The organism is Bacillus sp. FJAT-28004, from assembly GCF_001280845.1.
Lineage (GTDB): Bacteria > Bacillota > Bacilli > Paenibacillales > Paenibacillaceae > Pristimantibacillus.
Genome location: NZ_LGHP01000001.1, coordinates 3360670 through 3382365 on the forward strand (window position 1 = coordinate 3360670; position 21696 = coordinate 3382365).

15 protein-coding genes are annotated in these 21696 nt (G+C 46.0%); all 15 read right to left on the reverse strand.

Features of this window, described 5'->3' with window-relative positions; translation table 11 throughout:
• Positions 1–29: 29 nt before the first annotated feature.
• On the reverse strand, positions 30–1229 hold the full coding sequence (gene spoIID, locus AC787_RS14550) for a stage II sporulation protein D (RefSeq protein ID WP_235560981.1): 1200 nt from the start codon (positions 1227–1229) through the stop codon (positions 30–32).
• 124 nt (positions 1230–1353) lie between these two features.
• Positions 1354–2544, reverse strand: coding sequence for an ABC transporter permease (locus AC787_RS14555; RefSeq protein WP_054025433.1), 1191 nt, complete (start codon positions 2542–2544; stop codon positions 1354–1356).
• Positions 2486–3253, reverse strand: coding sequence for an ABC transporter ATP-binding protein (locus AC787_RS14560; protein WP_054025434.1), 768 nt, complete (start codon positions 3251–3253; stop codon positions 2486–2488). The genes AC787_RS14555 and AC787_RS14560 overlap by 59 nt, the downstream gene beginning before the upstream one ends.
• Positions 3250–4758, reverse strand: a complete 1509-nt coding sequence (locus tag AC787_RS14565; RefSeq protein WP_054025435.1) for an efflux RND transporter periplasmic adaptor subunit — start codon at positions 4756–4758, stop codon at positions 3250–3252. The genes AC787_RS14560 and AC787_RS14565 overlap by 4 nt, the downstream gene beginning before the upstream one ends.
• A 1410-nt stretch (positions 4759–6168) precedes the next feature.
• Positions 6169–6549, reverse strand: coding sequence for a hypothetical protein (locus tag AC787_RS14570; protein WP_054025436.1), 381 nt, complete (start codon positions 6547–6549; stop codon positions 6169–6171).
• Between the two features lie 249 nt (positions 6550–6798).
• Entirely contained in the window at positions 6799–7749 is a 951-nt protein-coding gene (locus tag AC787_RS14575) for a carbohydrate kinase family protein (protein WP_054027070.1), read from the reverse strand.
• A gap of 11 nt (positions 7750–7760) precedes the next feature.
• Entirely contained in the window at positions 7761–9215 is a 1455-nt protein-coding gene (locus AC787_RS14580) for a glycoside hydrolase family 32 protein (RefSeq protein WP_082360775.1), read from the reverse strand.
• A gap of 24 nt (positions 9216–9239) precedes the next feature.
• Positions 9240–10067 carry a carbohydrate ABC transporter permease gene (locus AC787_RS14585; RefSeq protein ID WP_054025437.1) on the reverse strand — a complete coding sequence of 276 codons (828 nt, stop codon included), beginning with the start codon at positions 10065–10067 and terminating at the stop codon, positions 9240–9242.
• Complete coding sequence (locus AC787_RS14590; RefSeq protein WP_054025438.1) at positions 10067–10951, reverse strand: carbohydrate ABC transporter permease; 885 nt, start codon at positions 10949–10951, stop codon at positions 10067–10069. Before AC787_RS14590 ends, AC787_RS14585 begins: the two co-directional genes overlap by 1 nt.
• A gap of 106 nt (positions 10952–11057) precedes the next feature.
• Positions 11058–12365, reverse strand: a complete 1308-nt coding sequence (locus AC787_RS14595) for an ABC transporter substrate-binding protein (RefSeq protein WP_082360776.1) — start codon at positions 12363–12365, stop codon at positions 11058–11060.
• A 181-nt stretch (positions 12366–12546) separates the two neighbouring features.
• Positions 12547–13524, reverse strand: coding sequence for a LacI family DNA-binding transcriptional regulator (locus tag AC787_RS14600; protein ID WP_054025439.1), 978 nt, complete (start codon positions 13522–13524; stop codon positions 12547–12549).
• 173 nt (positions 13525–13697) lie between these two features.
• Entirely contained in the window at positions 13698–15137 is a 1440-nt protein-coding gene (murA, locus tag AC787_RS14605) for a UDP-N-acetylglucosamine 1-carboxyvinyltransferase (RefSeq protein ID WP_054025440.1), read from the reverse strand.
• Between the two features lie 300 nt (positions 15138–15437).
• Positions 15438–15704 (reverse strand): DUF1146 domain-containing protein, encoded by a 267-nt coding sequence (locus AC787_RS14610; protein WP_054025441.1) that lies wholly within the window; start codon positions 15702–15704, stop codon positions 15438–15440.
• Positions 15705–15831: 127 nt separating this feature from the next.
• Positions 15832–19179 carry a S8 family peptidase gene (locus AC787_RS14615; RefSeq protein WP_235560982.1) on the reverse strand — a complete coding sequence of 1116 codons (3348 nt, stop codon included), beginning with the start codon at positions 19177–19179 and terminating at the stop codon, positions 15832–15834.
• Positions 19180–20142: 963 nt separating this feature from the next.
• A complete protein-coding gene (locus AC787_RS14620; protein WP_054025443.1) occupies positions 20143–21696 on the reverse strand; it encodes an NADH-quinone oxidoreductase subunit N in 1554 nt (517 codons plus the stop codon).

Consider the following 21696-nt stretch of genomic DNA (forward strand, 5'->3'; position numbering starts at 1 on the left):
GTTAATACGAAATATTGAAAGAGTTCAAATTACGAGCGAACCCTGAGTTGTTCCGATAGCTTCGAAGCTTGTTCCACTTGAACGCTAGAATAATAATGAGCCAGAATCGCCTCGGCTTTTACCCCTGATTGCGCCATTCCATTGGCTCCCCACTGGCTCATGCCTACTCCATGCCCGTAACCAAATGTCGTTATGGAAATAGTTTTACCTTTTATACTCCAAGTAAATTGAGAGGAAGCAAGTCCTAGCATTTCTCTCACTTCCCTGCCCGAGAAGGTAGTTCCTCCTATAATAATCTTGCTGATTCGATTTCCTTCTGTCTTCTCTACTACGCGAATAGAGGGTTTGGCAGAGTTCTTCTTTGCTACTCCGAGCTTGCTGTAAAACTCGTTAAGTGACAACTTCACTGTTTCTTTATACTTCGGCGAAAGTTCTTTGTCCCATGGGCTTGCGACGCTTCGCAAATAAGGAACCTCTTGATTCCAATAGTCCTCCGAGTTTTCGGTAAATCCATTGCTGGTAGAGAAGAAAGCCGCATCTATCGGCTCGCCTTTATACGTAATAACTTTGCCCTTCGTCTGAATGACCGCTTCATTCAGCTTGCTCATATTGTTCTTCTGCTCATACTTTGGCCATTTGGTTGCGAGATCTGCAACTGAAATATACACCTGATGATCTGTCGTATCCGTCACATCGGCTCCCTTTACGGGAACTCCACTGTCATTGCCAAGCAGGATTCTTCGTATCATATACGTACGCGCGGCAATGGCTTGCGCCTTTAACGCCTCAAGCTCGAAGCCGATTGGCATTTCCGCTGCTACTACACCACGAACATACGCTTCAAGCGGGACACTCTCAATCCGTTTTTCTTTTGTCATATAAATACGAACGATGAGACGATCAATGGCATCCATCGTTTCCCCATTCTTCTCATCACCATCTGTGGGCTTTATCGTCTGCCTAGAATCGATTCCTTCTGAAGACGGAAGCAGTACATCTACATCATCCAACTCGCCCGTTTTCGGTATGGATTGAGCACCAACTTGTACAGCAGTATTATCTGTCATTGACCTAGCAGCCTGTACATCACGAAGCTCATCGAGCGAAAGCCTTACCAGAATGATGGATGCACCAAGCATCGCTCCTATTGCAAACAAGGCCATCCGTCTGCTTGTCCGCAAACGATCGATCATCGAAACTATTGAAACCTTCCCTCTTCTTCGCCTCATGAGCTCTCCTTCCACCTTGGCCGGAAAAAGGAAGCAGGAATCAGCTTTCGCCGACCCCCTCTCTCTTAATCCGATCCTGATGGTTCATTCTATGAGTACAAATGATAGGGTAGAACCTTAAAGTCTAATCATGGCGAAGCGCGTCAACCGGCCGTAGGCCTGCCGCTTTATTTGCGGGCAGATAGCCAAATATGACGCCCACGAGAGCAGAGAATACAAAAGCCAGCCATACGGTATCTAAAGGAACTTCTGTCTCTGTATGCATAACCATTCCAATCGTAAAAGAGGCAATATATCCGAGCCCAATTCCGAGTGCACCGCCCAAACCGCTAATGCACACAGCCTCTACTAAAAATTGAAACATAATATCCCGTTTTTTTGCTCCCAATGATTTTCGGATGCCAATCTCTCTCGTACGTTCAGTTACAGACACTAGCATAATATTCATAATGCCGATTCCACCTACGATAAGTGAAATGATCGCCACATAAATGAGCTGCCTGTTCATCGTTTCATTAACAGAATTTAATGTTTTCATCGCTTCTTCTTGATTAAATACCCTGTAGGCATTCTCATTGCCTCGGAATTTCTCATAGAGAACGGCCTCTACTGCAGTAACAGTGGCAGCCATGCGATCTATATCCGACACCATTAAGTTAATAGTAGAAACGCCGCTTGTTTGAAATATTTTCTGAGCCGTAGTTATAGGAATTAGTATTTTCTCGTCGTTTGATCCGGTCAGTGAGCTCCCTTGTGATTCGAGCAGTCCAACAATTGTAAAAATATAACCGTTAATCGTTATTTTCTTGCCTACTGCTGCCGCCGGATCCTCTCCCTCGTCCTCAAATAAATCGATTGCGGTATCTACGCCGATAAGCGCAACCTTTGTATTATTTTTTATATCTGGAGAAGCGATATATCTACCATCCTGTACGGGAAAACTCTTTACTTCCTCGTAAGCAGCAGTTATCCCTTCTACGTTAACAGATACTTGAGTCTTACCATACTTCGCATAACCGGTAGTACTCGTGACTGGCGCAACCCCCGCTATATTCATAACATCCCCAAGCTCATTTGCTTCATCTACCGAAAGCGTTGTAACCGTTCCACGACCCAGAATGTTAACAGAGAGCGAGTTAGGGCTCCCAAGTGAAGATACCTGCTTAGCTACTTCATTGGAGGATGCCTTCCCCATAGCTACGAGCGCAATTACCGTTGCAACGCCAATCAATATACCGAGCATCGATAGGATTGTTCTAAGCTTGTTGGATAAGACGCTCTTGACTGCCATTTTGAGGCCTTGCGTAAGCTTCATCGCTGTCCCTCCTCTCTTGCTCCCGCTCCGTCAACACCCCATCTCGAATAATGACTGTACGGCTTGCTCGTTTGGCTACTTCCATATCATGTGTAATTAAAACGATAGTCTGACCCGCGCTGTGCAGCTCATCCATCATATTTAGCACTTCCATGCCAGTCTTAGAGTCAAGCGCCCCTGTTGGCTCATCAGCAAGTAGTATTGGGGGATTAGTCGCCAGCGCGCGCGCAATGCCAACACGTTGTTGCTGTCCGCCTGATAGCTCGTTTTGGCGGTGATTCATCCGATCGCCAAGCCCTACTCTCTCCAGCGCTTCCATTGCTCTCAATCGCCGCTCTTTGCCAGGCAAGCCCCGATAAATAAGCGGAAGCTCGCAGTTCTCTAGTGCTGTAAGCTTCGGAAGCAAATGATACCCTTGAAAAATAAATCCGATCTTTTTATTGCGAATTTCCGTCAGCTTATTGTCGTTTTGTCCAGTCACCTCAAGCCCTTCAAGCTTGTAGCTTCCTTCGCTCGGCAAATCGAGACAGCCAATAATGTTCATTAGCGTCGACTTCCCAGATCCGGATGGACCAACGATGGCTAGAAAATCACCGTGTGCAACCGTGAGGGAAACCTCGTGCAGCACGGTCATTTTTTCACGCGCCATCATATAAAACTTTGAAATATTGTTCATTTCTATTAAAGGAGCATTCAGCGTTGAACTCATCGGATACCACCCGCTCCTGTTCGCATTCCTCCACCCATGCCTCCGTTGCCCATTCCGCCTGGGAAGACCATTACGTCGCCAGCGAAACCGCCCTGCCGCATCGTCATCTCCGTAGATCCACTGCCCATGCCAGCCGCTCCTTGGGCAATCGGAACAAGCACACTGTCCCCTTCTTTCAGCCCTGAGACAATTTCCACAAAATTCTCATTACTAAGTCCTGTTGTCACCTCTACGAGCTTACCGCCAAGCGCATCCGGCATTCGGCCGCCAGCACGGCCTCCTGCTGCAAACCCGCCTCCAGTGGCTGCACGGTTTGCGCCTGCTTGTCCTGCAGGAGCCGCTCCATCCACTGCCGTTGATTGAACCGCTCCTGCTCTTGCTCCAGCACCTTGCCTCGCAGCTCCTGCTCCTGCTCCTGTACCAGCTCCCTCAGCCGGAGCTTTCTGAGCTCCGCTTGTCGCATTGCCTTGACCAGCTGCAGCCCCTTGCTTCCCGCTTGCGGCTCCGCCGGGACCATCTGCTCCCTCTTGCTGCTGCCCTACTCCCGCTGGTGCAGCCTCTCCGCCGTTTTCAGCCGGAACACGAACGAAAGACCTTGTTCCCATTTCGACAACGGCATTCACCGGTACAAGAATGATATCTTCCTTTGATGCAATCGTTATTGCTGCTTCACCAGACATACCCGCCTTAACACCCTCGATGTCCTTAAGCAGTAGGTTAACTTCAAAAGCTGATGAACCGTTATTTGATGTACCCTCCATCGCAATTTCAGATACGGTCGCATCGATCGTCTTGTCGGTAAGTGCGCTTAAGGATAGGTCTGCCGTTTGCTTAACTTTTAAAGAAGATATATCAAGCTCATCCACAGACGTAACAAATTCCAGCTTCGTATAATCTACAATTGTAGCTATCGCCGTACTTGCATTTACCTCATCGCCTACTTCAATAGTCATTTCGGTAACTTCGCCATCGATGGAGGCTGTCACCACTTTTTCCTCTTTTTCTTGTTCATCATAAATATCTTGCAATTGATCTTGGTAGTCCGCTATCTCGTCATTTGCATTTTCAATATTTTTTTGAAGCGATTCCTTCGTAGCCTCTTCATTTTCAGTGCCCGTTGCTTCCTTATAATTTTGTTGATATCCAGTAATCGTTTCTTGCAGTTTTTTAATGCTTTTCTCAATCGTTTTTATTTTGTCATCATTGTCATCCGCAGCCTCAAAGGTAACAAGAACTTGCCCTGCTTTGATCTTGTCCCCTTTTTTGACATTCACAGTGGCTATGGTGCCGCTCTTGCCTGCAGTCACCGTTTCCCTCGAATTAGCTGCTACTGATCCAGTTCCGCTAATTTGTTTGACGATTGACCCTTTGGTAGCCTGCACAGTCAGAGATGTAGGCATCACACCTGCTGCTTCCTTATCCTTAGCAAAATAAAAATAATATGCACCTGCTCCAGCTGCGGCAAAAATGATTAAAATGCCGAGCCCTATCGTCCACTTCTTCATCTGCTTTAATCCACCTTCCATCGGTCTTAGTGAGATCGACTATAGCACTCAAAAATGAACGGAAGATGAACAAGCTTGCCTCCTTTAGCGGTGTAAGAATACGAGGGTGCTTACAGCCATTCTTTCTGCCGCCACACACACCGTATTCGCACAATAAGAACGCATACGTGCTTACAGACGACTAATCATGCCTATTTCTTCGCTGTAAGAACACCTGCGTGCTTATAGCCATTCTTTCTGCCGCCACATACGCCGTATTCGCACCATAAGAACACATACGTGCTTACAGACAACTAATCATGCCTATTTCTTCGCTGTAAGAACACCTGCGTGCTTTCAGCCATTCTTTCTGCTGCCACATACGCCGTATTCGTACCATAAGAACACATACGTGCTTACAGACGACTAATCATGCCTATTTCTTCGCTGTAAGAACACCTGCGTTCTTACAGTCATTCTTTCTGCCGCCACACACGCCGTATTCGCACCATAAGAACACATACGTGCTTACAGACAACTAATCATGCCTATTTCTTCGCTGTAAGAACACCTGCGTTCTTACAGACGACTAATCATGCCTATTTCTTCGCTGTAAGGACACCTGCGTGCTTACAGCCGTTCTTTCTGCCGCCTCATACGTCGTATTCGCACAATAAGAACGCATACGTGCTTACAGACAACTAATCATGCCTATTTCTTCGCTGTAAGAGCACTGGCGTGCTTACAGCCGTTCTTTCTGCCACCTCATACGCCGTATTCGCACAATAAGAACGCATACGTGCTTACAGACAACTAATCATGCCTATTTCTTCGCTGTAAGAACACCTGCGTGCTTACAGCCATTCTTTCTGCCGCCTCATACGTCGTATTCGCACAATAAGAACGCATACGTGCTTACAGACGACTAACCACGGTTATTTCTTGACTGTAAAAACACTGGCGTGCTTATAGCCATTCTTTCTGCCAACTCATACGCGTATTCGCACCATAAGAACACATACGTGCTTACAGACGACTAACCACGGTTATTTCTTGACTGTAAGAACACCTGCGTTCTTACAATCATTCTTTCTGCCGCCTCATACGCCGTATTCGCACAATAAGAACGCATACGTGCTTACAGACGACTAACCATACCTATTCCTTCGCTGTAAGGACACCTGCGTGCTTACAGCCATTCTTTCTGCCAACTCATACGCGTATTCGCACCATAAGAACACATACGTGCTTACAGACGACTAACCACGGTTATTTCTTGACTGTAAGAACACTGGCGTGCTTACAGCCATCTAATCATCGCTTTTTCCTCAGTGTAAGAACGCGTACGTAAAATAGCCCCCACCTATTGAACAGATGGGAGCATGCGTATGATTTAGGAATATTACGTTTGGCGACAAGAACTCATCCCTATTATTTTCTAGTGAATTGGTGATATGTCTTACGGTCGATGAAGTTACTCATAACAACCTTAACTTCGTCCTCTGTCAACCCAACCGGCTCGCCGTCTTCATCGGTTCCAGTGAAGACAGCATTTCCAATAACGGATACTTTAGGTTCGTACTCATCTTGGTTTCTGATTCGCAATTTCTCGGTAAGATGGAAATTGAATGCTGAACCATCTCTCTGTAAGTCCATGTTAATCCATAAAACAATGTCATTCCATATCGTAATAGACTCGACGTCCCCCTCTGCAATTCCTTCTAATCCGTCGTAGATGTTTTCATTTATTTCTATTTCTTTAACTTCTATGTCTTTATCGATTTCTGCGACGATTACCTTCATGGTAGCCATTCGGCAACACACCCTTCGTTATACGAAATGAAATATTTTAATTAATTCTATGACAAGTGCTTACCAAATTACAAACTTTCACTTGATTGCACGTGTTGCAACGTGTGTGTCAAATAGCCCAACCTAGAGATCATATGGGCGCACTCTTTCACCCACCGCAGCTGCTTCTGCACTATAAAAAAAGAGTATATTTCGTTCTCCCAAAGTGGCAAGAAAGAAACATACTCTCATTAACATATACAGCAGCGGTTATATAGGAGGAAGCTCCTGCAAAACAGGCAGTGAAGAAATCGCGCCTGCTCTTGTTGTCGTAAGAGCAGCGGCAGCGTTGGCGAACGAAATCATCCGCTTTGCCTTCTCAGCATCTATTTCACTCAAAGCCCCTTCGATTCGTTGGAGCTGGTACAGCAATGCTCCAATAAAAGCATCACCTGCGCCGGTTGTATCCATGACCGCTACCTTCTGACCAGGAGTGGATGCTTTATAGGAGGACGTATACCATGCCGCACCATCCGCTCCCTTCGTGTAGACAACAGCCTGAACATCCCCGACAAACAAAGAGGAAATAGCCTCCCTCTCGTCTTCAATTCCCGTCACAAAGGCAAGCTCGTCCGAGCTTATTTTGACAAGATGACTTAGCGGGATGAATTCCAAAATCGTTTGTCTGCACTGCTCATGATCCACCCAAAGCGGCAGCCGCACGTTAGGATCAAAGCTGATGAGTCCGCCTGCTGCTTTCATCGCCGAAATCGCTTTAAGATGCGCATATTTCACAGGGGCTTCAATGAGATCAACAGAGCAATAGTGCAAAATATCTCCCTTAGAGAACCATTCCTCGCTAATCTCTTCCTCAGAAAGCAGCATATCGGCGCTTGGGTTCCGGTAGAAAGAAAAATCTCTGTCCCCGTCAGCTTTTAAGCTTACAAATGCAAGAGCAGTGTTCGCCTCATCGGTCTGGAGCACATGCTGCGTATCGACACCTGACTCTTTCATGGTTTCCAAAAGAAAATCACCGAAAGCGTCTTTGCCCAGCTTACCGATGAAGGCACTGCTGCCGCCTAGCTTCGCTACCGCGCATGCGACATTAGCAGGCGCACCGCCCGCCTCCTTCGTGAATCCAACAACATTTTTAAGCTCAACACCTCTGGTGTCTGGAATAAAATCAATTAACGCCTCACCAATCGTATATAGTTTCGACAGTTTAAGCCCCCCTACCTGATGTCCCATTTTTTAAAGGATACTATAGTACATTCACCTTCCGCATAAGCGAGAATACCAAGCGAATCAGTACCTGGGTATATACGGCCTGTCATAACCTTCTCGCCGCCTTGAATGAACACCTCAACGGAGGATTTATCAACAAAGATGCTCAAAGCAAGCAAACCATCTTTCAGTTCAACGCTCGTTCTGCGCTCCCCGCCAAGACCGATTCCTGACTTATCGCGGTTAAAACGGAAAATGCCTTCCTCCTGTCGATAAGACAAGACAGTCTCTTCCTCGCCGTACACCCGCAGCTTTAAGCCAAATTCTTCGGTTTGCTCGGCCTTGAATACAACCTCAAGCTCATAACAATCACCACTGACTTCCATATCCTTAGCACCCGACAAGTAAATATCGCTTGCCTCAAAAGCATTATGCCGATAATTCTTGGTTTCCTCCAAAGGCTTGAACAATAACAATTCTCCCTGCAAAACAACTTCGCGCGGCATTGTCATCGCACCAGCCCAATAGTGTCCGAGCTGCGTTGGAATTTCTTGCTCCCATGTCTCCATCCAGCCGATGATGATGCGTCTGCCTTTTTCATCAATCGTTGTCTGCGGAGCATAAAAATCAAAGCCGCAATCAACTGGCTCGTACCGATCATACTGAAAGCTGCTTTGCTCGATATTCAAGCGTCCAACCATATAGGTAGTGGAGTGCAGATTGTGATAGTCATCTCCTTGCGCAGGCATACGCTGAGGCGACATAATAAGCACGTCATGTCCGCCGAGCTCAAATAGATCCGGACACTCCCAATTGTCGCCGAGCTTCCCGTCACTGCGCGCGATTTCTCCAACAAGACTCCAACTAACAAGATCCATAGAACGATACATCAAAATGAGCCCGTTGCCTTGTCCGTCATTTGATCCCAAGACCACATAATATACACCGTCACGCTCAAATACCTTCGGATCTCTGAAATCCTTCTGGCTGAGTCCTGCCGGTATTTGCTCTGGACCGATGACAGGATTGCTTGTCAGCTTCTCGAAACGGATTCCATCCTCGGAAACGGCAATATTTTGATTTTGACAGTAATCGAGATCCTTATTTGGCCCCGTTATCAAATGACCCGTATACATCAAATACAGCTTGCCATCCCGCTCAATAGCGCTGCCAGAGAAGCAGCCGTCGCGGTCGTAAGCCTGATCAGGCGCAAGAGCGACCGGTAGATGTTTCCACTTCATTAGATCATCGCTAACCGCATGTCCCCAGTGCATCGGACCCCATACGGGCTGGTACGGATAATGCTGATAGAACATATGGTATTCGCCATTGTAATAGACAAAACCATTCGGATCATTCATCCAGCCAAACTCGCTCATTAAATGAAAGGTAAGACGGTATTCCTCTTTCAGCAAATATTTGCACTCTGCAATAAATGTGTCGGCATTTTCTCTTGTATACAAAATAAAGCATCCAACCCTTACTTATTATTTGATTGAGCCTTGCATGACTCCTTGGATAATATATTTCTGCGCAAATAAGTAGACAACAAGCACAGGCAATATGGTCAGCATAAGACCAGCCATAAGTGGTCCATAATCAACCGTATACGTACCGAAGAAATAGAAAGTAGACAACGGCAGTGTTCGCTCATCCGGCGAAATTAACACGAGGGAAGGCAGTAGGAAGTCATTCCAAATCCATAACACGTTCAAAATCGCAATCGTAACCGTCGTCGGAGCAAGCACCGGAAAAACGATACGGAAGAAGGTTTGCGTTCGCGTACAACCATCGATAAGCGCCGCTTCTTCCAGCTCAGCTGGTATGCTTTTCACAAACCCATGATAAATAAAGACGGCCAGCGGACTGCCAAATCCGATATACATATAAATAAGGGCCCATTTGCTGTTTAGAAGACCAATGGTTCCGTATATTTTGACGAGAGGGATCATAATAGCTTGGAAAGGTATGATCATTGCCGCAACCATTAGGAAAAAAATATATTGGTTCATCCTGGTTTGATTTCGCACAAAATAATGAGCCGTCATAGCAGCCAAAATAGAGATCAGTATAACGCTAAGCACGGTTATCATAACGGAGTTCATAAAAGCGGAAATGAAATTCATTTTTTCAAAAGCATTCGTGTAGTTAGCAAAGCTAAAGCTATCCGGCAAGGACAGCGGGCTTGATGTAATCGCCTTGTTTTCCTTAAATGAGTTGATAAGCAGCATGAAAAAAGGAAACACGAACAATATTAAAATAATGAAGAGGGTGATGAACTTCGTCCAAACGAGCCATTGGTTCTTTTTCTCCATCACGCCTCTACCTCCAGCTTTTTGCTAAAATAAACCTGTGCAATGGTAATCGTCGCCACAAGCAAGAAAAGCACAAAAGCTTCTGCTTGACCTACCCCATAATCTCGCGATAGGAATGCCTTCTCGTACACATGCATCGATACCATTTCGGTGCTTTTGAACGGTCCTCCCTTTGTTAGCGAGACGTTCAAGTCATAAACCATAAAGCATCTTTGGAGTGAGAGGAAAATGCAGACGATAAACGATGGAACCATAAGCGGCAAAATCATTTTGCGCATTTTGGTCCATAAGCTCGCGCCATCAATACTTGCTGCCTCCAAAATATCCTTAGGCACATTCATAAGCCCAGCTACATAAATAACCATCATATAACCGGCATATTGCCATACCGTGACGATAATCATCGACCAGAAGGCTTTATCCGGGTCTGCCAGCCACGAGGAGCTGAACAGCGGAATACCCCATTCTTTTCCTAGGTACACCAATACATTCGAAAAAATGAATTGCCATACAAAGCCGAGTACAATACCGCCCACCAAGTTTGGAATAAAGAAGCCGGCTCTGAAAATACTTTGCCCCTTCAATCCTCTCGTCAGCACATAGGCTAGTAGAAACGCGACCACGTTTATAAGTGCGACTGAAATGAAAACATATTTCAAAGTCAGTAAAAATGACTTCCAAAAAACAGCATCCTTAAATACCGATACGTAATTCTCAAACCCGACCAAACTGCTTGTCGTCGATATGCCATCCCAATTTGTAAAGGTCAAATAAATCCCATACAAGAAAGGAATAATCATTACAGCAAGAAAAGCAAACAAAGTAGGTCCGGTAAACAGCAGCCGTAATCGCAATCGATTCCACAGCCCTTTTTCCGTTATCATCATGATCCCTCACATTCAAGCATGGTTTTGTAAATCAAAAAACGTTTAAGAGTAAACAGCTTACCCCGTCATTTGGCGGGGTAAGCCTTTCGTTAGCTATAAATGATTACTTAACCGTCTTCCAATATTCTTGAATTTCTTTCGTTAACGTCGCACGATCAGCCGCACCTGCTAAATACTTTTGCATAGATGCGCCAAGTTTAGCCCAGTGATCGGCTGGCAGCGTGCTAATTGAATCTTGTGTTTTGCCTTTTGCGATATGTTCAGAAATGGACTTTGCAAGCGGATCATTAGCTTCAAGCGTAATATTCTTGAACGCTGGAATAATATTCGCTTTGTTCACAAGAAAGTCTTGCCCCTTCTCGCTGTATACCATCCACTCTAAAAACGTTTTGGCAGCAGCCTGCTGCTCAGCCGTATTTTCCTCCTTGTCTATCACGAGACGCTTCGAGACAGCAGAGGACACTTGTGTGTTACCAAAATCATCTGGATTGTTGCTCACAGGCACAGGCAGAAAGCCGTATTGTCCGCTTGCAGTATCGAAGCTGCTAATTTGCGGCCATGCCCAGTTTCCTTGGAACCAGATACCCACCTCACCTTTACCTAGCACTTCCGGACCACGTTCATAGGTGCCTGACAATGGGGAAGCTTTGTCGATATTGTATTTGGTCATTACGTCAAACGTATCCATCAAGCCATTAAAAACATTATTACTAGTCAAATCGACTGTACCTGCTTTCAAATCGTCTATGAACTTTGCAACAACTGCTGTATCAGCTGATTGACCAGCATAAGCCAGTGGCAAATAGTGTGCTCCTAGCGACCAATCCATCGGAGAGATGATAAGTGGTGCTTTGCCTGAAGCTTCGATTTTCTTGAACAAGTCTTCAAGTGCGCTTGTTGTGTTAATCGTTGCTGGATCAAATGCTCCGCCTACCGCTTGATCCACAACTGCTTTGTTATAAATAAAGCCATAGCCTTCAATCGCCAGCGGGAAAGCGTAGTTTTTACCTTCAAATGTAGTTAGTGCTGTGCTGCGATCAACCGCATCGGACATCCATTTCTCGCCGCTAAGATCAAGGACACGATCCTTGAATTTCTCAACATCTCCTGTATCCAGCATTGTAATCGTAGCCGGGTTGCCTGATGCATAAAGTGCAGAGGCTTTCTCAAAAGGAGACTGTCCAGCGGGTACAGGTATAATTTCAAGTGTAATATTAGGATTATCCTCTTTAAATACTTTCGCAGCTTCTTCCAGTTGGGCTTGAATTTCACCCTTCGAGTTAAGCAATGATATCTTTACTGCAGAACCTCCATTAGATGATTCGGAGTTGCCCGAATTACCACATGCCGTTACAACCATCACTACCATAAGCGATAGTGCTATCGCTTGCATCCACTTCAATGATTTCATTTGATTGCCCCCGATATATGAAATTGAAAGGCGGGTTACCGATCGTGTAAACCGCTTACAAAACGTATTATATAATTGTAAATAAGACTATGTCAATCGTTTGACATGTTAAACGATTGACATAGTCTTCAAAAAATAAAAAAACCCTTGCTGCGCTTGGGTTTTTCACGTCTTCTACAGTCTATGTAGATGCTCGTTTAATCAGCTCAACCGGTAAAATATTTTCGAGTTCGAAGGCTTCCTCGTTCATTTGCTTCAAAATCAAATCAATCGCCATTTTCCCAATTTCTGCAATCGGCTGTTTTACCGTTGTCAGCTCTGGCGTGAGCCATCTGGCAGCGCTAATATCGTCATAACCGATAATTTTCACATCCTCCGGGATCCGTTTGCCAGCGATCGCACACTCCTTGATTGCAAAAGCAGCAATAATATCACTCGTTGCGAAAATACCGTCTAAATCAGGGTGATCCTGAAACAGCTGATGTATGATTTGCTCATACTGCAGTTGATCAAACACATTCATATCTGTCTGAATGATCACATGCTCGATCCCCTTCTCCTTCATCACGGCCTGAAAAGCCTCTGTTCGCTGGTTTGCGAGTAAATGTAGCTCCAAGTTACCACATATATGTGCAATTTTATTGCAGCCTTTACTAACCAGCAATTGTGCCGCCAGACTTCCACCTTCGAAATTATTCGAAGAAATATACGGGATATCACTGCTGATCTGACGATCAATCGTTACAATTGGCGAACTCAAATGTTTGTACTCCTCAACCTGCAGCGTATGACTACCCATAATAATGCCGTCTACACGATTTCGCTTAAGCATTTCGATATAATCCTTTTCTTTCTGAGGGTCTAGCTGAGAATTGCAAAGCAGCATTTTGAAGCCTAGCTCATAGGCATAGTTTTCTATGTGGTTCGCGAGCTCACCAAAAAAAGGATGAGATACACTAGGTATAATTAGTCCAATTACGTTAGATTGTTTTCTTAGTAAAGAACGCGCAATCTCGTTAGGCTGGTAATTTAATTGCTCCATCGTTTTATAAACCTTAGTTCTAGTTGCTTCACTGATATAACCCCGATTGTTTAAAACGCGGGAAACCGTCGTCACGGAAACATTCGCTATTTTTGCCACATCGTGTATCGTTGCCATGGCCGCCCCTTTGCTTCTTGCAGTAGTAGTACCCATTATAGCTAAATGGTTAGCATAATTATACTTAATTTACAATTCAAAAGTATAGATCCTTCAAACAAAAAGAAGCTGTTTCAGATAAGCCCCTTACGGCTTATTTGAAACAGCTTCTTCGTCTTGTTCGTATCGCAGAATTAAGCCCAGGTTGGCTGAACTTTGAGAACCGCAACCTCTTTCTCACGCTTAAATGAAGCAGCTGTATCCACATCAGATGATGTTGTTGAAGAGATCGCCACTACAGCAGCTGTATCCCGTACCGCCGATGTTACATGGACCGAAACGGATGGTTTGCTCGACGCCGAATCTTCCTCGCTAATCAGCTCAATACGATGGATATCAGCTCCAAGAGCTGCAAGCTTGCCTGTAATGTTGACATAACCACGATCCACGTGATGCAGACCTGTTACTTCAGTCTCGCCTTCTGCACGCAAAGCTGCACAAATAAGTGCTGCTCCTGCTCTCAAATCGGTAGCACATACCTTTGCACCCGTTAGCGGCATACCGCCGTTAACGATAGCTGTACGTCCATCTACTTTAATTTGAGCGTTCATCTTCTGGAATTCCTCGACATGCATAAAACGATTCTCGAAAACCGTTTCCGTAATAACGCTTGTTCCCTCAGACACAAGGAGAAGAGCCATCATTTGAGATTGCATATCTGTCGGGAAACCTGGATGCGGCAATGTTTTCACATCAACCGATTTCAATTGCGTACTGGATTGTACACGGATCCCGTTGTCGCTCTCCGTAATTTCTACGCCCATTTCTTGCAGCTTAGAAATAACCGGCGTCAGATGGTCGGAAATAGCACCTTCAACGAATACGTCACCGCCTGTAATAGCAGCAGCGATCATATAAGTGCCTGCTTCAACGCGGTCAGGAATCACATTATGCGCTGCGCCAAACATACGGTCCACGCCTTCGATACGAATAACTCCTGTACCAGCGCCACGAACCTTGCCGCCCATTGCATTGATATAGTTGGCCAAATCCACGATTTCTGGTTCTTTGGCTGCATTCTCAAGAATCGTTGTGCCCTCTGCTAAAGCAGCTGCCATCATAATATTTTCCGTTGCGCCTACGCTGGCTACGTCGAGATAAATCTTCGCACCCTTAAGACGAGTCTTTGTGCTGGCTTCGATAAAGCCCTGCCCAAGCGTAATTTCTGCGCCCATGGCTTCAAAGCCCTTCAAATGCTGATCAATCGGACGAGTGCCGATCGCACAGCCACCAGGCAATGAAATTCTTACCTTGCCTATACGTCCAAGAAGAGGACCCATAACGAGGAAGGATGCCCGCATTTTCCGAATAAGCTCATAAGGAGCTTCATAAGTCGTAATGGTCTGCGCTGTAATGCGCATCGTTTCATTATTATAGGATAGTTGTGCGCCTAAAGAGGCAAGCACTTTCTGAATCGTCATAACGTCGTCGAGGAGGGGTACGTCATAGATGACGCTGTCTCCTTCTGTCGCCAATAATGAGGCCGCTAAAATGGGGAGTACTGCATTTTTTGCTCCGCTAACACGGACCGTTCCCTTCAAACGCTGGCCTCCGCGGACGATAATTTTGGTCATCTTTTGGTTCCCTCCGCGAACTGCATTTTCTATTTCTTATTCGTGAAAAACAAGGATTATCTCACTTTACCCAACCCTCATCTTATCACTCAATTACACCAATCGACAAGCGTTATATTATTACCATTTTTTACATGTCATTCTCAGGGCGTTTTATGACTTTTTTCTCCAAAAACGTCTCTTTTCCAAGGGAAAAATACGTTTCCAGTACGATTACGGGTCCTGATTTATACCTATTCGCAAGCCATCTGCTTTTTGAGACCGTCATGTATTACCCATTGTTGACATGTTTCGCTTTTGTTATTCGACAAATGATTTAAGAAGGACGGTGTAGCCCCAATATTCCATGATGAATTTAGCTAACAAATGACCCATAATAATAGCAATAAATACTTGAAACAACCGAGCTTTTGGGCTCTTGGGAAAACGGAAAAACGTCTCCCACTTTACCTCTTGCAGTACAAACCACACCAGAATAATACTAAGAATGACAATAACTATAGAGAATAATCCAGTCATTCCGGTATAGTTTTGCAAACCATCGTAAAGATCATAATTTACGTCCATGTTGCCTCCTGAGCTTTCTCATGTTTTAAGCTTCAAACTCAAGCAGCCATATTAGCAGCAAGAATGGCGGACACATTCTGCTTTCTATTACAAACGAAATGAGAAGCTCTTTTGTTCGAAGAAAATATTAGGTGATGAATCGGTGGAGCAGCACAGTATAGTCCGCTCGGCTAGCCTGCAAGCTAGGTTTGTACAGATTTGATTCAATACCCTCAATTTGCTTATTCAACTTCATGGCATACAGCATAGGCGCCGACCAATGGGACTTTGGTACATCGGTGAACGGGTCTATGATGGGCAGCCTCGGCTGAACACCATCCGCATACCCAATAATCATCGCCATTTCAGCTCGTGTAATCGGCTGATCCGGCTTAAACTCGCCATTCGGAAAACCTTTTACCCACCCTTGACCGACAGCCCTCTCAATCGCATCATTAGCCCAATGGTTCAATGGGACATCTTTAAAGGGTTTCCCTTGTACGCTACGAGCTGTAATCGGATTATATGCCTTCACAACCATAGAAACAGCCTCGGCTCGCGTAATTGGGCGTCTAGGCTCAAAACGATTTTGTCCTGTTCCGTTAATGATGCCTTTTTTGTTTAAAGCGACGATTTCATTTTGTGCCCAATGACCCTTAATATCACGGAATCCAGCAACCAGCTCCTCGGACTTTACCTTTAACCGATAATACTGCTTGTCAAAAGGCGCGTCTGCTTGCAGCTTCACGTAATACACACCAGGCTGCAGCACCTTTTCTTGGGATTGCAGCTTCCCGCCAGTTCCCGTAGAGGAGGACGTAAGCTGTTTCATCCGCTTGTCATACAGCAATAGGTTCAAATCAATGTCAAACGGTACGCCGCTTAACGTCATACTGATAATGCTGGAGCTTGAAACCCGGATTTGAAACCAATCTACGTCGGAGTAGCTGCTAATTACACCAAGGTACTCCGTACCTGGATTAATCATATACGCCTCGTACGATTTATCGTTTGGTTCATTCGGATCATCATATTTGGGCATATAATCCATCTTCAATATGTAAGTGCCTATTGTCGGACTAGCTTCTGAGGAGATTGCATTGTGAACACGAATATAATATTTACCAGGAGTCACAGTTATGACTGGTGACTGCTCGATCTCCCCTTCGCCTTCATCGTCGTACACCATTAATTGCTGGCCCGCCTTTTGAATAGCTAGCCCCAGATCAATACGTGCCGTATTGGTACTGAGCACAAGACTCAGCTTACCGCTCTGCGTAAAAGTTACCGCAAACCAGTCACGATCCGCCATTTGGTGAAAGTTGCCTGTAATCGACTGAGTACGAGGCTGCAATGTCGATGCTTCAAAAGATTTATCATTTTTTTCGTAATCGTCTGGCTTCATCGTAAAGGCAGATGTAAGCCGGTAGGGCAATTCATCGTTGCTGCTCTGATTAATAAGCTCTAGATGAATGAGCTGCCGCCCTTTTTTAACCTCAAGATCAATGAATCTGTTTGCAAGCTTCGTATCGCTTGTACTTTGCTTCACGCCATTCATGTAATGGGTGAGCCGAACAGGCGGGACAATTTTCCCGCTGGCAACAAGCCCTTCGTAGTGAAGAGTTAACGTACCGTCATATGGAGCATCGATTTGATACCAATCATGATCAGATACGCCTTGCAGCATAGCAGAAATTTGTGTATTTAGCGGAAAGCGTGCCGCTGTTGATTGGCTTTCATTCGGTTCAAAGCCGTCTTGCTTCAAAGTAGTTCGCACCGCTTGGTCAATCTGCAGCAAACCATAGCCTGACGTGCCGTCCGGACCAGGTGGACCAATATCCTTAGCCGTCTGGCGCAGCAGCTCACGTATTTGGTAAGGCTTCAAGTCCGTGTAACGTGCCCATATGAGCGCTGCTGCAGCCGCTGCTTGCGGAGCTGCCATTGATGTTCCTTCCTCTTTCTTATAAAGTCCACCAATTGCTGTTGTATATACATTCCAAGGTGCAACGAGATCAAGCTCGGTGCCTCGATTCGATCGATTATCAACCGTATTATTGGACTTTACGCCTCCAACCGCGAGTACGGTCGGATAGGCTGCCGGATATTTTACTGACGCTTTCTCTCCTAAGGTTACGCCGTCATTGCCTGCCGCTGCTACGAGCAGAACGTTTTTGCTTTCCGCATATTGTACAATATCGAGCATATACGGAGAGTAACGATGCAGGCCAACCGATAACACGACGATGCTTGCTCCGCTGCGAACGGCGTACAAAATAGCCTCGCCCAGCTCCTGCTCTGTTCCGTCTCCTCGATGATCGAGTGCCTTTATCGGCATTATTTTGGCTTTCCAGACGATACCTGATACACCAATCCCGTTATTTCCCGCAGCTGCAATTACACCTGCTACACTCGTGCCGTGGCCGTTATCATCCTCAGGTGTCTCGCCGGGGCTGACTAGATTAACGCCCGGGACAAGATTTCCCTTCAAATCCGGATGCTCCAAATCAATACCGGTATCCACGATCGCAATCGTAAGCTGCTGCTGCTCGCGGACGGTTTCCCACGCCTTTTGCGCGCCGATCTGACTGAGATAGAGCTGCTTAGACAGCTCTGGATCATTCGCTTTCAGCGCAACTGCTGCTGCTATCTTCGCTGTGGAAGCAGCTTCAGATTCCGTTGACGCTGCTGGCGGAGTCGCTGATGGAGAAGACTCTGAGGGTGAAGACCCTGAGATTGAAGCTCCTGAGGGCGATTCGCCGATAGGTGAAGATCCTGAAGGCGATTCGCCGATAGGTGAAGACCCTGAAGGCGTTACGCCGATAGGTGAAGACCCTGAAGGCGCTTCGCCGATAGGTGAAGACCCTGAAGGCGTTACGCCGATAGGTGAAGACCCTGAGGGCGCTGTCGCCTTCGGCGACTGCCGCGCAGAGCTGCGCGCGGCATCTGAGACTGCCGAGGCTGCGTCCTCCGACTCGCCGGCAGGCAGAGCAAGCATGTGCACCCTATTGTTCGGGTGCACGTACTCTACACCCGGCAGGCTTCGCAGCCGGTGCAGCCATTCCTGTACGTCCGCGCCTTCATCGGCCGGACGTACGAGCGTGACCGCCGCCTCATTCTGGCGGCGAAGCACTTCTGTCCCGCGCAGCTCATGCGCTAGCGCGGGGTCACGCCATTTGAGCAGCCAGCTTTGCGGCTGCTCTACATCGGCGCCTTCGGCGTCCTCAGCCGCAGGAGATGCTGCGGCTAGCGCCGTAGGCGTCGCTCCGGGAGCGAGACCTGCGGGGGCTATGCCCCCGAGGGTGATGCTCCCGAGCAGCAGCGCGGGCAGCGCGCGACGAAGGAGCTTGCGCGCGGCGAGCGTGGCATTGGCGCTTGCTTGTTTATACAAGCGCGCTGTATGCATGTTGACCGCAGACGCCAATCGGTCAACTAATCGACTCTGACTAATCATTTTCGAATTTCGTATTCGTTTTGGCTCTTTTTCATTACTCATCATATTCTGCCTTTTCGTATCAAATGGGTGATAGTTTGTTACCCCATTCAATTGGATATTCTTTAACTATAATTTCTCTTCTCAGACATCATTTTCCTTGTTTTAGAAAGACAAAAAGGACAAAAGTCCTACAGTTTCCCCGCTCCATAACTATGAACGGCAGTATTCGGCACAAACTATTATTTCCCGGTAAATATAGACGAGTATAAACCATACTTTCATAGACATCATAGTACTCCATATCTACTACGATATGAATCTATACCCCCTTGCAGCACATTACCCACATCATTCATCACTGAAACAGTACCTATTGTAATCCTACTCACATTCCCCTTTCAGAACAACGTCAGGCAGACTCGTCCCTTCCTATTTTGTTATAAAAAAGAAACGAAAGATTACATATATCCTATTTCTCTTTAACGAACGGGAAATGTTCCTGCTATTTTAGCTCTTTTTAGTGTCTATATCAGATGAACAGGATTTTCTCCTGTTATTTCAGCTCATTTACTAGCAAAGTGACCGAATCCCCAAAATTAGCTGGAGTTTTTCCTGTTAAACTCGATGATTACGCTATTCTCAGCTATATTAATGGGAGTTCTTCCTGTTAATCAGACTTCGGCTACAGCCTTGACCTATCCTTAATCTTAGTTGTGCGTATGACTTTTCTTGATTGGTTACCTTAATTACAGCTATATCTACTGCCTCAACTGTGCCCCTACCCATAACTTTGAATACGATTATTATTACAATCATATCTAAAACTGCTGTTACAGTCTGTGTCCTTAACAGTAACTTTGACTACAATTCTACTTCTAGCTTTAACTACTACCTACTTCCCCTGTGCCGCCTCGCAAATTCCATCCAAACAGGAAACAAAAAAAGATCGTTTAAATAGACATCATCTACTTAAACGACCTATTATTTTTACACTTCCCACAAAAGCAGCAATCTACTGCAATCTGCTTATCCCATGATCATTAAATCGCCCTTGATCGAGAATATCGCATCAATCCATTGCATTAAAGGTCCTGGGAAAATACCTAGCGCAATCGTTGCCGCTGCACATAACCAGATCACAACTCCCGTTGCTCCTGATATTCGCACCTCATTATTCTCTTCTCCGCTGCGCATGAACATCTGACGAACTATGCCAAAGTAGAAATAGTAAGAAATGACGCTGCTTACGACGATAATAGCTACAAGCCAATACGCTTTGGCATTAGCTGCTCCCAGCAAGATAAACAGTTTGCCAAAAAATCCGCCGGATATCGGTAATCCTGATAAAGACAAGATGAACACAACCATAGCCGCAGCCGTCCAAGGCGCTCGGTAGTACATACCCGCGAAACTTTTCAGCTCCTCTTGCCCCGATGCGCGGCTCACGACTGTAAAGACCGCAAACGCTCCTATCGTCATAAACAAGTACGCAACCAGATAATAAACAAATTCAGAGAAGTTGCTGCTATGTACGGCGGTTATTGAGATTCCAATAGGCACCAGCATATAACCCGCATTAGCCACGCCTGACAAGGCAAGCAAACGCTTCACGTTCCTTTGTTTTAGCGCAGCTGTTGTTCCTACGAGCATCGCTGCAGCAGCGATCACCAGCAGAACTAGAAAGAGATCTTTCGATACTTCTGCAGCTTCCTGAGCTGCACGGAATAAACCGGTGCTAAACATAACTCTGAATATAGCAGCTAGCGCAGCGCCTTTGGCAATAACCGCCAGAAAAGCCGACACAGGTGTCGGAGCCCCTTGATATACATCAGGTGCCCAAGCGTGAAACGGAGCTGCTGCGATCTTAATGCCGAAGCCGGCAATCATAAACAAGAAACCCACATAGGCAAGTGCTTTGAAATCCTGCATAGCCCGTGGCAATGCCTCTCCTATTATACCGAGATCAACTGATCCCGTTATGCCGTATAGGTACGACATCCCGAACAGCACCATCGCCGAGGAAATCCCGCCAATAACGACATACTTGAATGCCGCCTCAGCCGATAAAGTTGATTTGCGTCTAAGGCCCACCAATACATAACTTGTAATACTAAGGAGCTCTAGTCCGATGTACAACGAAACCAAGTTTCCTGACGAAGCCATCATCATCGCACCCATAAGCGCGGGAAGCACCAGATAGAAATACTCCGATTTGTCCGTTATCGCGTCCTCATCCCGATCCGATCCAATTGCGAGCAGGATGATAAGTGCAGTGCCCGTTAAAAATACGATTTTCAACAGGCTGGCAAAATCATCAATACGATAGCTATTGCTAAGTAGTTGAATCGCCTCAGCGGAAGAATTCCCCTGATTCATATCCATCAACCGAAGCACGACTAGCAGCAGCGACGCGAGAATGCCTACTAGCGTCAGCGGGCCCATTAATCGCCTGCTCACACGCCTGGGCATCAGCAAATCCGCTACAACAAGAACCAAAAACATAACTGCCAACATTAACTCAGGGGCAAGGTAGAGCATATCCGTCCATGTCAGTGGTATAAAAGAAACGCCTTCGTACAT